This is a genomic window from Pilosibacter sp. NGB245 (assembly GCF_057397225.1).
The window spans coordinates 3,579,374-3,594,380 of record NZ_CM171584.1; the positions used below are offsets into that span (position 1 = coordinate 3,579,374).

14 protein-coding genes are annotated in these 15,007 nt (G+C 46.9%); 1 reads left to right on the forward strand and 13 read right to left on the reverse strand.

What is annotated here, in order from left to right; all coding sequences use genetic code 11:
• Positions 1-274 precede the first annotated feature (274 nt).
• From ACXMYH_RS16240 to ACXMYH_RS16255, 4 genes are read right to left on the reverse strand one after another with little or no spacing between them, the layout of a single operon-like run.
• The gene (locus ACXMYH_RS16240) at positions 275-1,180 is read right to left on the reverse strand and encodes a DUF3881 family protein (protein ID WP_486555241.1); all 906 of its coding nucleotides are present in this window, start codon (positions 1,178-1,180) and stop codon (positions 275-277) included.
• Positions 1,181-1,185: 5 nt separating this feature from the next.
• On the reverse strand, positions 1,186-1,977 hold the full coding sequence (locus ACXMYH_RS16245) for a DUF4446 family protein (protein WP_486555242.1): 792 nt from the start codon (positions 1,975-1,977) through the stop codon (positions 1,186-1,188).
• 48 nt (positions 1,978-2,025) lie between these two features.
• Positions 2,026-3,273, reverse strand: a complete 1,248-nt coding sequence (locus ACXMYH_RS16250; RefSeq protein WP_486555243.1) for a ParB/RepB/Spo0J family partition protein — start codon at positions 3,271-3,273, stop codon at positions 2,026-2,028.
• On the reverse strand, positions 3,273-4,043 hold the full coding sequence (locus ACXMYH_RS16255; RefSeq protein ID WP_118322272.1) for a ParA family protein: 771 nt from the start codon (positions 4,041-4,043) through the stop codon (positions 3,273-3,275). The genes ACXMYH_RS16250 and ACXMYH_RS16255 overlap by 1 nt, the downstream gene beginning before the upstream one ends.
• A gap of 1,267 nt (positions 4,044-5,310) precedes the next feature.
• Here ACXMYH_RS16255 and ACXMYH_RS16260 point away from each other — a divergent pair.
• Positions 5,311-6,261 (forward strand): alpha/beta fold hydrolase, encoded by a 951-nt coding sequence (locus tag ACXMYH_RS16260; RefSeq protein ID WP_118533359.1) that lies wholly within the window; start codon positions 5,311-5,313, stop codon positions 6,259-6,261.
• Between the two features lie 116 nt (positions 6,262-6,377).
• On the opposite strand, the gene rsmG is transcribed toward ACXMYH_RS16260, so the two are convergent.
• From rsmG to ACXMYH_RS16305, 9 genes are all read right to left on the reverse strand, one after another.
• Positions 6,378-7,124 carry a 16S rRNA (guanine(527)-N(7))-methyltransferase RsmG gene (rsmG, locus tag ACXMYH_RS16265; RefSeq protein WP_215702789.1) on the reverse strand — a complete coding sequence of 249 codons (747 nt, stop codon included), beginning with the start codon at positions 7,122-7,124 and terminating at the stop codon, positions 6,378-6,380.
• 4 nt (positions 7,125-7,128) lie between these two features.
• Entirely contained in the window at positions 7,129-9,084 is a 1,956-nt protein-coding gene (gene mnmG / locus ACXMYH_RS16270; protein ID WP_118728622.1) for a tRNA uridine-5-carboxymethylaminomethyl(34) synthesis enzyme MnmG, read from the reverse strand.
• Between the two features lie 15 nt (positions 9,085-9,099).
• Positions 9,100-10,476 (reverse strand): tRNA uridine-5-carboxymethylaminomethyl(34) synthesis GTPase MnmE, encoded by a 1,377-nt coding sequence (gene mnmE, locus ACXMYH_RS16275; protein WP_329752365.1) that lies wholly within the window; start codon positions 10,474-10,476, stop codon positions 9,100-9,102.
• A 216-nt stretch (positions 10,477-10,692) separates the two neighbouring features.
• On the reverse strand, positions 10,693-11,403 hold the full coding sequence (jag, locus tag ACXMYH_RS16280; protein ID WP_118533365.1) for an RNA-binding cell elongation regulator Jag/EloR: 711 nt from the start codon (positions 11,401-11,403) through the stop codon (positions 10,693-10,695).
• A gap of 15 nt (positions 11,404-11,418) precedes the next feature.
• The gene (locus ACXMYH_RS16285; RefSeq protein WP_486555244.1) at positions 11,419-12,669 is read right to left on the reverse strand and encodes a YidC/Oxa1 family membrane protein insertase; all 1,251 of its coding nucleotides are present in this window, start codon (positions 12,667-12,669) and stop codon (positions 11,419-11,421) included.
• 20 nt (positions 12,670-12,689) lie between these two features.
• On the reverse strand, positions 12,690-12,899 hold the full coding sequence (gene yidD / locus ACXMYH_RS16290; protein ID WP_118297692.1) for a membrane protein insertion efficiency factor YidD: 210 nt from the start codon (positions 12,897-12,899) through the stop codon (positions 12,690-12,692).
• 7 nt (positions 12,900-12,906) lie between these two features.
• Positions 12,907-13,251, reverse strand: coding sequence for a ribonuclease P protein component (rnpA, locus tag ACXMYH_RS16295; RefSeq protein ID WP_118297693.1), 345 nt, complete (start codon positions 13,249-13,251; stop codon positions 12,907-12,909).
• A gap of 72 nt (positions 13,252-13,323) precedes the next feature.
• On the reverse strand, positions 13,324-13,458 hold the full coding sequence (gene rpmH, locus ACXMYH_RS16300; RefSeq protein ID WP_015552758.1) for a 50S ribosomal protein L34: 135 nt from the start codon (positions 13,456-13,458) through the stop codon (positions 13,324-13,326).
• Positions 13,459-13,839: 381 nt separating this feature from the next.
• Positions 13,840-14,478: an ECF transporter S component gene (locus ACXMYH_RS16305; RefSeq protein WP_118533375.1), complete on the reverse strand. Its 639-nt coding sequence runs from the start codon at positions 14,476-14,478 to the stop codon at positions 13,840-13,842.
• Between the last annotated feature and the right edge of the window lie 529 nt (positions 14,479-15,007).

The following is a 15,007-nucleotide window of genomic DNA, read 5'->3' on the forward strand; positions in this document are numbered from 1 at the left end:
CCAAACAGAAGCCGGAAAGTCAAGGAATCGCAACTTTTAGAGAAGTATTTCTTCAAGTTTTATTTCATTGTTTCAATCCACAGTCGGTAATTTAACGGAGACTGACTGTGATTTGCTTCGTGTCAGTGGGGGATACCGATTTCTCTCCGCCCACCACTGCCATTAAGTTTTCCATTGGCAATTCATCTTACCACCTATAGAGGTGGGAGAATTCTTGCTGTTGTTGGTTAAAATAAGGTCATACAAAGCTCTTTCTGCTGCCTAGAAAACTTTCCTATTTTTGACTCTGTTTCGCACGATACGGTTCCAGCTTTAAGGTTCCCTGCATCCAGATCTGCCCTTTGAACCGGCGTCCGGGCTGGGGTTCTCCTAAGAGATCTTTACTATTGATACAGATCACAAACTCCAGGTCATGGCTCTCGATCTTCATGCGATAAATTTCTTCTTTTGTATAAATATTTCGTACTTTCTCGACTTCTTTAATTTCTCCAATAATAGAATACTGATCACACTCCACGCCACACGGCATAAAGCAGGAGTCGATAATGGAGTAGAGATCCTCTTTCATCGCTCTTCTGGAGATCTGTGAGTAGAGATCAATATCCTCGATCGTCAGCGTCTCCATCGCTTCCTCGTCCCCGTTCTTTGCGGCCTCGATCAGACTGCTGCGGTCTTTTGCTGCAACCTTCGCCTTCTGGATCTGTTTCTGACTTTTTTTGATCGGAAGAAGGATCTTTCCTCCGATGGACATACCGGAAAAGCAGACGGATCCGATCTTTGAGTGATGCTCTTTATCCAGCATTTTTTCCCGGAATTCCAGGAAATTTTGGATATAAAAGATCAGTGTAATGCCGACTTTATTCTCGTCCACCATTCCGGAGTATGTCTCTTTCTCCGTATGCCGCTGGACTGAACACTCTTCCGTTGATCCGACAATGTTGCCCTCCAGATACGGGAAGTAAAATTCCCGCTCGAAGTCTCCATCATCATTCAGTTCCCCGACGATCGAGATGCCAAGTCCCGGGGCCACTTCCGTCCGCATTTCGCAGACATTGCTGTCCTCATCGACCTGGACACACTTCGTCATCGACGGCTGCCGTTCCAGCAGATCCAGAAGCTTTTCAATATCTTTTTTCTTTGTATACATGCTGAAACCAGCTGCACGTAAAAATTTATGCATATGGATCAATAATCTCCTTTATCCTCGCCATCGGGATCGTCCGGCAGTGCATCGTAATCCTCGATGGTATCTGTCTGGATCTCGACCTCTTCCACATCGTATGCGTCCGCATACCGTTTTACACGTTCTTCTTCATCTTCACGGCGCTCTGCCTGACGTCTTCTCAGCTCTTTCATGCGCTCGCTCTTCTTCCGCTCGCTGCTCGGAACCTCGATATCCTGCTCACCGGAACCACCTTTTCTCTCTTTCTTCTTTCCGGCTACAGCCTTCTCTTTCTGGGCGATCCGTTCATCCATCGTCGGACGTTTTACATATCCCAGGGCCTGCTCCAGCGCCTCCTGTTCCTCTCCGCCGAGGAGAACTTCCGTCGCTCCTTCCTCTACCTCTTTTAAGTAGATATAGCAGCCTTCACGGCTGTGAACGACGTCCAGTACGAAACCGCTGTTGTTGTTATCCAGCATTGCGATGACAAAGCTCAGATTTCCGCCCATGCCCTTAAACGCGTTGTACTTGACGTATCCGAATTTCTGGAATGAGGACTTGATCTGCTTTGAAAGCTGCTTCATCGCATCCCGGCTCACCCGGTCTTTTTCCTGAAGTTCTTCCATCTCGTCCATGATGTCCATGATCGTATCTTCCAGTGTCTCCGCGTCTTTTCCGCGCATGAACATGTCATATCTGCGGTACAGTTTATTGAGCTTCACAATACAGATGATCACCACGATCAGCAACGCCACTGACAGGATTGAAAATCCTACGATCAGCGCCATTGGATCAATGGGAAGATTGTATAACATACTGTTTTCCATATTCTGTTTTCTGTCCTTCCGTTTATGTCTGTGCTTTTATGATTTTAAAGATTCCATGAGTTCGATCAGTCTCTCTAGCTCTTCCTGGGAGTAATACTCGATCTCGATTCTTCCCTTATTTTTATCCTTCTGATTGATGACAACCTTGGTTCCCATGATGGATTTTAATTTGTCCTCAACCTGACGGTAGATCAGATCAATATCCGGTCCTTTTTCCGGTTTCTTTTCCTTCGGCGGGCGGTTCATCATCTTGACAAGTTTTTCCACGTCACGGACGCTTAATTTCTCTTCAACGATCTTCACTGCAACCTGGTACTGACGTTCTCTGTCCTCAAGTCCTAAAAGTGCTCTCGCATGTCCGCTGGAAATTTTTCCTTCCGCCAGCATATCCTGCACTCTGGAATCAAGTTTCAACAGACGCATGCTGTTTGTGATCGTCGCACGGTTCTTGGAAACGCGATTCGCGATCTCCTCCTGAGTCAGATGAAACTCCTGGATCAGCTGTTGGAAAGCCTGTGCTTCCTCGATCGGGTTTAAATCCGCACGCTGGACATTCTCGATCAGGGCGATCTCCATCGTCTGCTGTTTGTCATACTCGCGGATCAGTACCGGAACATCCGTGATCCCTGCAAGCTTTGCCGCGCGCCAGCGGCGCTCACCGGCGATGATCTCGTAGTGACTACCCTTTTTCTGGACGATCAGCGGCTGTAGAATTCCATACTGTTTGATGGAATCAGCCAGTTCCTGAAGACTTTCTTCGTCAAAATTCTTTCGCGGCTGCTCGCTGTTCGGCTCGATCAGATTGAGTTTTAAGGTCTGCTCGACAGGTTTTTCTACGATCTTCTCAACCGGCTTTTCAACCACTTTCTCAACGATTTTTTCAACTGGCTTCTCGACGATCTTTTCTACGATCTTCTCGACTGGTTTCTCGACGATCTTCTCAACGATCTTTTCTACCGGTTTTTCTACGATCTTTTCGATGATGATTGGTTCATTTGCCTTCTGTCCGTTTGCGGACGGCGCATTTCCGGAAACACCATTTTTATTCTTTCCCTGGTTTTCCTGGTCCTTCACCACGCTACTCTTTCCCGCATCTCCGTTTCCGGCTATCCCTCCTTTTTCTGTATTCTTAGCTGTATTTTCCGGCTTTTTCTCAGCCGTTTTTCCCATTAACTGTTCTTTTCTTTCACTTCTGCTTACTTTTTCTCCAGAAGTTTCTTTCGTATTTGCAACCTCTTCTCCAAAAAAAGCGCCAAGTCCCTTTCCTAATCCACGCTTTGCCATTATATCTCTTCTCCTCTGCTGATGACTTCCGCTGCTAAAAGTCTGTAGCTCTCCGCGCCTGATGACCGGCTGTCATAGAGATTGATCGGCATACCATAGCTCGGTGCCTCCGCCAGTCTGACGTTTCTCGGAATGATCGTCTTGTAGATATTTTCATTCAGATGTTCTTTTACATTCTCTACGACTTCCAGAGACAGATTTGTTCTCGAGTCATACATCGTAAATACAACGCCCTCTACTTCCAGCGCCGGATTTAGTTTTTTCTGAACAAGATTTACTGTTTTCAACACCTGGCTTAATCCTTCCAGTGCATAATATTCACATTGGATCGGGACAAGTACCGTATTGGCTGCTGTCAACGCATTGATCGTCAGAAGGTTCAGAGACGGCGGGCAGTCGATAATGATAAAATCATACTTACCATTTAATAGCTCCAGATTTTTCTTCAGGATGCATTCCTTTTCCTCCATATCAAGGAGTTCGATCTCCGCTCCTGCAAGATCCACATCCGATGGCATTACATCAAGACGTTCCTGAACGCTCGGATTGATGCACTCTTCCACCGTGCATTCTCCCATCAGGAGTTCATATACAGTATTGTCAATATTTCCTTTTTCCAATCCAAGTCCGCTTGTTGTATTTCCCTGCGGATCAAAGTCCACAGTCAGCACTCTCTGTCCTGCTTCAGCCAGGCAGGCCGACAAATTGATCGCGGTTGTCGTCTTTCCGACACCACCCTTTTGATTTGTAATTGCAATAATACGTCCCATACCTCTATCCTTTCCGCAGGTCAGCTCTACCTATTTTTATCGTTACTATTTATATTCAAAACTTTAGCGAAACTTAGTATAACACAATTTCCCCTATTTTCCTATTGATTTACCCTATAAAATTAAAAATGTTTCACGTGAAACATTTTTGCAATTCCTACAAGGCATAGCCGCACAGCTTCTGATCGTGCGTTAGTGCTTTGTTATACAATGTTTATAACGTATCCATCGCAGTATATGTTTCACGTGAAACATATACTTCAATTTACAGCTCGCTTTCCTTTTTCTTGTAAAGCGGACATTCGCAATCCGCTTCGCTACTTGCTCATGAACGCAGTCGCTTCGCGATCTGTCAGTGGGAGCTTTCAACTCCCACTGACAGAAGCATCCCACTCACCCACCGCTTAGTGCTCCGCGCACTTGAAGCGGGGGAATGCTTATCTGCGTTCAAGATCTTATTTCTATGTTTACTTTTTGATGCTCCATGTCTCACATAAAGTATCATGGCTTATCCATTTATTTTTAGTGCTTTCCTTTCATTTTTCTCTTATAGTACTTTTCTAAGCTTCTTTCATACTTTTACAAAACTTCAGTGTCTTTTCTTAAATGTTTCACGTGGAACAATTTTTCTTCCCATCAATGTTTTCTTTTTGTACTTATCCGTAAACCATTTTCTTTTTCATGTGCATTTTCTCTCAGATGTTTCACGTGGAACATTTCCGCTCTATATATACGTTTACTAACACTTTCCATCTTCCGTTTTTCACATAAACCGGTTTTCTTGTTCATATACGTTTTCTTTTAGATGTTTCACATGGAACATTATATTTCGCTCTCAACTCGTTTTTTATTAAAATGTTTCATGTGAAACAATCTGCTCTTCCGATTTTTTCGCTCTGATGTTTCACGTGGAACATCGCCATTTTCTTTCTATGTATTTCCCATCAAGCACAACTTTTTTTCCTCATTTCGATATTCCTCTGTGAACTACATCGGCAATTGAATAACCGAGGATTCCCGCTTGTTATCCTAAGTCCAATATATCACCAATCTTCCTACTACCGCCTTTTAATCTGAAATCTTTCTCTCAGACAACTGCCAATTTTCTTCAGAAACATTTCATACTTTCGCCTGTTGTATCTCCCCACCAATTATATTATAATATACCCATGGAACAGCCCGGGAAAGCGGTATGAATTCACTGCTCTTCTCTCGCAAAAGTTCCTGTTTCTATTCGATATTCCATCATCCAATTTCGAGGTGAACTATGAAAGCAAAAAACAGAATCATCACTGCTGTTCTTCTCTCTGCCGGTGCGGCTGTCGGAACAGCGCTGATCAACAAATACATCAAGATGTCCGCGGTTTCAAGAAATCTTCTGGCTCAGCCGGAGCCACGCTGCTATCGCTGGAGACTTGGCAATATTTACTATACAAAGACCGGAACAGGAAAACCACTTCTTCTCGTTCATGATCTGACTCATGCATCCAGCGGCTGTGAATGGGATTCTTTGATCCCGCTTTTAAAAGAACATTACACCATTTACACGATCGACCTTTTAGGCTGTGGCCGTTCCGAAAAACCGAACCTGACTTATACAAACTTCCTCTATGTGCAGTTGTTAAACGATTTCGTGAAGTCTGAGATCGGTCGCCGCACAAATATTGTCGCTACCGGTGCCTCCGCTCCGATCGCAACAATGGCCTGCGGATACAATCCGGATCTCTTTGAGCAGATGATGTTCATCAATCCGGACTCACTCCTCTCCTGCTGCCATATACCGGGAAAATCTGCAAAATGTTACAAGTTGATCCTCGATCTCCCGATCGTCGGAACTCTGCTCTACAATTTTGCATCTGCGAGAAGTATCATCTCCAAAACATTCTCCGAGAACTACTTCTACAATCCGTACGATGTAAATCCGCACAACCTCGACAAATATTATGAGTCCGCCCATCTTGGCGACTCTCCGAAGTCTGTCTACGCCAGCGTCCAGTGTAATTACACGAAATGTAACATCACAAAAACTCTGGAAAAGATCGACAACAGCATCTATATTCTCGGCGGTGAAGCGGAGCCGGATATCGATCTGATCACAAAAGAATATACGAAGTGCAACCCAGCGATCGAGTCCAGCACGATTGCCAACACAAAACATCTTCCGCAGATTGAAAAGCCAGAGGAGGTCAGCTCGATCATTCAGATGTTTTTCAACTGATGACATTTATCAAAAATATCCCAAATGTTTCACGTGAAACATTCCTGCCCATAAATAAAAACAAAGCGCCGGTCCTGTGTAAATCAGGATCAGCGCTTGTTTTTTATCAATAATCGTTACTTCAACGGTTCCTTCCCCGGAAGTCCCGCCTTTCTCGGATATTTCTTTGCAGTGACTGCCATCTTCTTGACCGGGACAAAGGTGCGTTCCACATCTGTCTCCGGAAGAACTTTTACGATCACTTCTTTCAGTTCTCCGCCGAGTTTTTTTACCGCAGATTTCGCCTGTTCGATCTCCTCGTCAGCTTTCCCCGATTTATACGGAATAAAATAGCCGCCTTTTTTCACGAACGGAATGCAGTATTCGGAAAGTGTGGACATATTCGCAACCGCACGGGATACGCAGAGATCAAACTGTTCCCTGTATTTCGGGTCGCGGCCGTAATCCTCGGCGCGGCCGTGGACTGCTGTGATATCAGTAAGTCCCAGTGCCTCGATCACTTCATTTAAGAATCCGACTCTCTTATTTAAGGAATCCAAGAGTGTGATCTTAAGGCCAGGAAATGCGATCTTTAACGGGATTCCCGGAAATCCCGCTCCGGTTCCCACATCGATACAGCTGTATTTCGATGACGCATCCAGTTTTAATCCAAGCTCAGGTGCAGCAAGAACAAGGAGCAGACTGTCCACGAAATGCTTTGTGATCACATCTGAAAGCTCCGTGATCGCCGTGAGATTCATCACTTTATTCTTCTCGATCAGCATCTCATAATACTTGAAAAACTGCTCTTTCTGCTGATCCGAAAGCGTCACTCCGAGATCCACGCAGCCCTGATCCAATAATTTTACAAATTCATCTGTCATGTTATTACTTTCTCCCCATCTGCTCCAGATGTACCATCAGCACGGAAATATCAGCCGGAGACACACCGGAAATTCTGGACGCCTGGCCGATATTCTCAGGTTTGTAGAGATTCAGTTTCTGGACTGCCTCTCTTCGAAGGCTGTTCACCGTCGTATAGTCGAGATCCGCCGGGATTTTTCTTCCTTCCAGCTTCTTGAACTGAGCTACCTGCTGCTTCTGTCTGCGGATATATCCGTCATATTTCAGATTTATGTCAACCTGTTCCCGCACATCAGCCGGAAGTTCCGGTCTCTTCTCGTCGAGTTCCGCCAGCATCTCATAATTCAGTTCCGGTCTCTTAATGAGTTCTGCGAGTGTGCTTCCGGATTTTAATGTTGTACTTCCATGTGCCTCAAGGAACTTCTGAACTTTCTCGTTCGCTCCGATCGTCGCCTTTTCCAGACGGGCGATCTCCTCCTCGATGGCTTTTTCTTTCCATACCACGTATTCATACTGCTCATCCGACACAAGGCCGATCTCATGTCCGATCCCACGAAGTCTGAGGTCCGCATTGTCCTGGCGAAGGAGCAGACGATATTCTGCTCTCGATGTCATCATACGGTACGGCTCATGGTTCTCTTTCGTGACAAGATCATCGATCAGAACCCCGATATACGCCTGGGAACGGTCAAGGACCACTGCACTCTTCTCCTGCAGCTTTCTCGCCGCGTTGACGCCGGCCATGAAGCCCTGAACGGCAGCTTCCTCGTATCCGGAGCTTCCGTTAAACTGGCCGCCGGAGAATAATCCATCGATATTTTTAAATTCGAGAGACGCTTTTAACTGTCTCGGGTTGATGCAATCATACTCAATTGCATATGCATTTCGAACAATTTTGACATTTTCAAGCCCCGGAACAGTCCGGTACATCGCATACTGGACATCCTCCGGAAGAGAACTCGACATTCCGCCGAGATACATCTCGTTCGTGTAGAGTCCCTCCGGCTCTACGAACACCTGATGGCGCTCCTTATCCGGGAATTTTACAACCTTATCCTCGATCGACGGGCAGTATCTCGGTCCCGTTCCTTCGATCGCACCGGAGAATAACGGCGAACGGTCCAGGTTGTTCCGGATGATCTCATGAGTCTTCTCATTTGTGTAGGTCAGCCAGCAGGAAATCTGGTCTTTCTGCACCGACTCCGGATCCGTGGAGAAGGAGAACGGAACGACGCGCTTGTCTCCGAACTGCTCTTCCATCTTCGAAAAATCGATACTTCTCTTATCTGCTCTCGCCGGAGTTCCTGTCTTAAAGCGGTACATCTCGATCCCGTTTGCCTTTAAGGAGTCTGTCAGATGGTTGGCCGCCTGCAGACCGTTCGGTCCTGTCGGATTGCTGACATCCCCGTAGATGCATCTCGCGCGGAGATATACGCCGGTTGCAAGAACGACCGCGCGGCACTTATAGATCGCGCCGGAATACGTTTTCACGCCGATGATCCTCTTTTTCACCGGATAGCTGCTCTCCTGCTGCCCGTTTTCTCCGTGTTCCTCTTTAAAGGTCCCGTATTCTCCCGGGATCTCCTCCGTCAGGATCTCAGCCACCTCGGCCTGGCGGATCGTCAGGTGGTCCGTGTTTTCAAGGACGCGGCGCATGGATCTCGTATACTCCTGCTTATCCGCCTGGGCGCGCAGGGAATGGACCGCCGGCCCCTTTGACTCGTTTAACATCTTTGACTGGATAAATGTTTTATCGATATTTTTTCCCATCTCTCCGCCGAGGGCATCCAGCTCACGGACAAGATGTCCCTTGGAACTTCCTCCGACGTTCGGGTTGCACGGCATCAGAGCGATGCTGTCCACGCTGACCGTGAACATGATCGTCTCAAATCCAAGTCTCGCTGCCGCAAGTGCCGCCTCGCATCCCGCATGGCCCGCACCGACAACTACAATATCATATGTCTCCTCTACTACCGGCATTTTATTTCCTCTTTTCTATTTTCCCATACAGAATTTGCTGAAGATCTCGTTCACCAGATCATCCTCCACGGATTCCCCGACGATGAGTCCCAGCTTCTCATACGCATCCATCAGATCGATCGAATAGAAATCCTCCGGCATGCCGTTCTCAATACTTTTCTCAACCATGGACATGCTATCAAAAGCATCCTTTAGAGCCCTCACATGGCGCACATTCGTGATCATGACCTGGTCGTTGAAGTCGATCTCACCTTCATAGAATAAAGCCTTTATCTCCTCTTCCAGAAGGTCAATTCCGGTCTCCTCCTTTGCGGAGATCCCGATCACCTTATGTCCCGACCGCTCTTCCACTTCTTTCGCGGACACGACCGGTTCCAGGTCGCTCTTATTTAAGAGGACAACGGCTTTCCGGTCATTTATGAAGTCCATGATCTGATAATCATTCTCATCCAGCTCTCTCGATCCATCCACGACGTAGATGATCAGATCGGCCTTCTTTGCCTCTTCCATCGCGCGGGAGACACCGATCTTTTCGACCACATCCTCCGTGTCCCGGATCCCGGCCGTATCCACAACATTTAAGCTGATCCCCTGAAGGTAGATATGTTCCTCCAGAATATCTCTCGTGGTTCCTGCCACATCCGTCACGATCGCGCGGTCCTCACCGACTAAAACGTTCATCAGCGACGATTTTCCGGCATTCGGCTTCCCCAGGATAACCGTCTTCACGCCCTCTGAGACCACACGTCCGTTTGAGGAGGAACGGATCAGTTTTTCCAGTTTTTTCTTCACGGAAAGGACCACGCCGAGGAGCTTCTCCCCGTATCCGTCCAGGGAAATATGCTCCGGGTCATCGAGCGCCGACTCGATAAAGGCGATCTCGTAGATGATCTGATCCCGGATCTCATGGATCTCCTTCGACACGCTTCCGCGAAGCTGGCTGACAGATGACTGCAGCGCATATTCATTTTTCGCGTTGATCACGTCGATGACGGCCTCCGCCTGTGAGAGATCGATCCTGCCGTTCAAGAAGGCGCGTTTTGTGAATTCTCCCGGCTCGGCAAGTCTCGCTCCAGCCTTTAAGACTGTCTCCAGGATCCGTCTTGTGACGAGCATTCCGCCATGACAGTCGATCTCAACGGTATCTTCTGCCGTATAGCTTCTCGGTCCTCTCATGAGCATCAGAAGGACCTCATCGATCGTCTCATCTCCATCATAAACATATCCGTAATGAATCGTGTGACTCGCAGCTTCCGAGAGCTTCTTCTTTCCCGGGGCGCGGAACACTTTTTCCGCAATTTCCACCGCATTCTCACCGCTGATCCGCACGATCCCGATCCCGGAATTTCCCATCGCCGTCGCGATCGCTGCAATCGTATCTGTATATTCCATAATCTCCATCCTGATATTCCTGCTGCCTGTTTCATATTCCAGACAGACAGCATCGCAATTTTTCCTGTTCCGCACATTTTGGAAGCAGAACTTCTATCATCTGATCCTGCCGCAATTCGGTTTCCAAAATGCACGGGAATTCACACAATTTGTCACCCTATCATAGCACAAAGGGGCTGCCATAGGCAACCCCTCTTTCATTCCGATATGCTTGTTTTATTCCTGCTCACGACGAGTATTTTCGTAAGCGGATGTTCTCTCGCGTCTCTCGTATCTCGGTCTTCTCTCCCTGCGCTCTTCCTTCTTTAATGCGATCACAACATGACGGAACGGATCCTCACCTTCGCTCTTTGTGAATACGTATTTATCGTTCTGAAGTGCAGAGTGAATGATCCGTCTTTCGTACGGGTTCATCGGCTCTAAGGAAACCGGACGTCTTGTCCGTTTTACTTTGTAAGCAATATTCTTTGCGAGAGTCTCCAGTGTTTCTTTTCTTCTCTCTCTGTAATTTTCGGTATCCAGCTTAACTCTTAAGTAGTCCTCAGATTCCTTATTTACAACAAGGCTTACAAGATACTGAAGGGAATCGAGTGTCTGCCCTCTCTTACCGATGAGAAGTCCCATCTCCTCGCCGGTCAGATTGACATCCATCTCCTTTTCCTCTTCATTCATTTTCACTTCCACGTCAACAGCAAGACCCATTGCGTCGAAAACGGAATTCAGGAAATCTACGGCCTTATCGTCAACGGTCTCGATCTTCTTCGCGCGGATCACTGCCGGCTTGGAACCAAAGAGTCCGCCAAGAACTCCGGCACTTCCTTTTTCCACGACCTCGTACTGAATCCGATCACTGCTCACACCGAGCTGCAGGGATGCCTGTGTGATTGCATCTTCCACAGTTTTCGCAGTCACTGTAATCATTTCCATAACAGAACCCCCTTATTATTTTCGCTTGTCATGTGCCTCATTGTACTTCTGGACCATCGCTGCCTTGGAAGCGAGACTTCCCGGTTTCGCGTTGGTGTTGTAGTACTTGCTGGACTCCTCGATCTGTTTCGCGATCTTTTCCTTCTTAACTTCCTCAGCAGCTTTTTCCTTCTCCTCCTCAGCCTTGATAGCCTTTAAGGATGCGGTAGCGTTCTGAGTTACCTTAGCCGGCGGAAGTCCCTGTTTTGCACGTTTCTTATTTACCTTTTCCAGGTTCTTTGCGATCATATCGTCGATGTTTACCTTATCCATGTACGCGTTAACGATGAGCTGCTGGATAATTGTAACAACGCTGGTCGCGATCCAGTAGATACCAAGACCTGCCGGCATCGTGATACAGATGAACGCGGAGAATAACGGCATTGTCGTTGTCATAGTCTTCATGGACTGGGCCATCGGATTCTCTGCATCTGCGGATGTGGACGGCTGATTTCCACTCATGAGCTTTGTGCTGAACCACTGGGACACTGCCGCAAGAACCGGGATGATCCATGCGAAGGACGGTACCCAGCCCGGCGCCTCTGCCATATTTAAACCGAGGAACGTGTTCATTCTCTCGACAACAGCAGCATTCTGGCCGATCGCATCAGAGATTGCCGGGAACAGTGCCTGAAGCTCTCCCCACTGGGATGTGGAGAATTTATAGAGCATGTCTACAAGACGGTTTGCATTTGTGAAATCAAACTTGTCTAATTTTCCGCCGCAGGCGGTTGCGATATTTGTGATTTCCTGTAACTTCTGAGCATAGTCAGCCTGTCCCATCAACGGAGTGACAACGTTGTCGAAATAAACGCGGACAGACGGAACGTATGCCGGAATATTGTAGATGACACGGTACAGTGCAAGAAGGATCGGCATCTGGATCAGCAGTGGAAGGCATCCGCCTGTCATGCTTGTGCCGTACTTCTCGTAAACAGCCTGAATCTCCACGTTCTGACGCTGCATGGACTCCTGATCCGACTTTCCTTTATACTTCTTCTGGATCGCCTGGATCTCCGGATTCATGACAGACATGAGTTTTGTGGTTTTCTGCTGTTTGATCGTCAGCGGTATCATCAGTGTTTTCATTACGATCGTAAACAGAATAATGCACAGACCTACATTAAACACGCCGAAGCTGCTTGTAAATCTGAAGAGGATGTCCATGACATAGCCAAGGACAGTCGCGATCGGTCCCAGAATGGAACCAGCCTTCGTCAAAACCATATCTTACCTCCTGGGGTTTTCTACGGGACTGGATCATAACCGCCTTTTGCAAACGGGTGACATCGCAGAATCCGCCTGCAAGCAAGATAAGTACCTTTTATAGCGCCGTATTTCTTGATCGCTTCCATGGCGTACTGGGAGCAGGTCGGCGTATAAATACAGTGAGGGCCGATACAGGGAGAGATAAACTTCCTGTAAATCTTGATCAGACCAATCAGTACCCATTTCATAAACCACTCACTTCGATTCTTTTAAAATGTTATGAAGCCCGCATAAGTGCAGAAATGCACTCTCAATCTTGTCGAAATTTTTGTCTTTTGCCGCGACCCGCGCGACAACGATGATGTCTTTGCCGTCTTCTAATATGTCCTTATTTAACCGGAAACTTTCACGGACAAGTCTCGCGAACCGATGTCTCACGACGCTGTTTCCAACCTTTTTGCTGGCGGAAATGCCGATCCTCGTGTCCTCCCGTCCCGAATCCATCACGTACATGACCAGATATTTGTTTGCGTAGGACTTTCCACCGCGGTAAACCGTCTGGAAGTCCTGATTTTTCTTTAACGAATTGAACCTTTTCATTCAATACCTCTCTGAATAACAAAAAAGAGTATCCAAAAGTTTTCCTAAACTTCCGGATACTCTCTTGGTTCATTAAGCAGATAATCTAGCTCTACCTTTTGCTCTTCTGGCAGCTAAAACTTTTCTGCCACCTGCTGTTGCCATTCTCGCTCTGAAACCATGAACTCTTTTTCTCTGAGTGTTCTTCGGCTGAAATGTCATCTTCATAAACCCGGCACCTCCTCTTACTATAAATTCAAGTACCTTCTCATGTACATATAAACTAAGACATATTGAAGCATCGTATCGATTATATAAAAATTGCCGTCCTTCGTCAAGACCAAATTTCAAAAAAATCCTTAAATCATGGGGATTTCCGACTCATATCTTTGTAATTTTTCCGCCTGTTATCCACATTCCGGCTTTCCGGAGAGTCCTCATACAAACGCCCGTCTTTCTCTCTCCGTCATCCAAAAAGGGGGACAGCTTTTCGCCATCCCCCATAAAATGTATGTTTCGATTTTATGTCACTATATTTAGTATCTCTTCATTATTATATAGAAGCTGCAGCTCTCTATTTGCTGCGATGCACACTCTTCCGGCTCACGATCAGCCGTTGTTTTTCATGATCTTAAACAGGACCTTCGTGATCGCTGTTGTAAGAATACCGGCAACGATCGCCTCCGGAACTCCAAATCCGAGGATGATCCCGAGGATCACATCGTAGATGTGCTCGACTGCTTTGTTGGACGCTGCGGCATAGCTCTGTCCGAAGAAGATGTAGATTCCATTCATGACAAGCAGTGTGTTTGTCATACCTCCTGCAATACCAGCCACCCAGAGGGCAACGGTCTGGCTGCCTTTGATCCCGTGAGCGACCTTCATGATCAGCTTATATACATAATAAGCAACGATGCCGATGCATACACGCGGCACGATCGCGATCACGGCGCTCCACATGTTTCCGCTGTATCCGCCGATCGTAACGAACGGGCTGAATACGAAGGAGGTCACACCAGGGGTAATGGTCGCTTTTACGAGGCTGGTCACACCAAATACCAGTCCTAAGTAAGCGCCGTACTTCGGTCCGAGAATGATCGCTCCGATGATGACCGGGACGTGAATGATCGTCGCATTCATAAAGCCTAACGGGATGTAACCGAGAAACGGTACGACCGACATGGCGATGATGATCGCGGTAAAGATCCCGGCGAGGGACATGTCCAGAACTTTCTTTTCAATTTTCATTTTTCAATTCCTCCTGCTACTGTTCTCTTGCGAGATACAATGCAATATAGTCACGACTTGCATTATACAGTGTCATCGTCTCAGAGTCAAACTGTTTTCCTGCATTTTCCAATTTTTCCATTTTACAGATTTCTTCTCCCGGTATTCCGTGCCCTGCATTTTTTCTTCCTATACACAAAAGAAATTTTTCTCAGCATCTCTCCTGCTGCCCGCCTGATTTCAGCCTCTCTGCCCGACCTGTCCATCCTTCGCGGACACAACCTGTTGTATTTTTCATGTCCGTTCCTGGCGTACATCTTGTTATGTGGGTATTCACATGTTTTCCACCCGCAATTATCAACTTATCCCCAAATCGTGGATAAGTTGTGGATAACTTATTGGAAAAGTTGTGGATTTTCACATTTGACATTGAAAATTATCCTCTTTTACGTTAGAATAAGATTAGATTGGGTTTATGTGCTTTTGTGGACAGGTCCCCACCTTTTCCACAGCTATGCACATCGTTATACACATGTTTAGGAGTATGAAT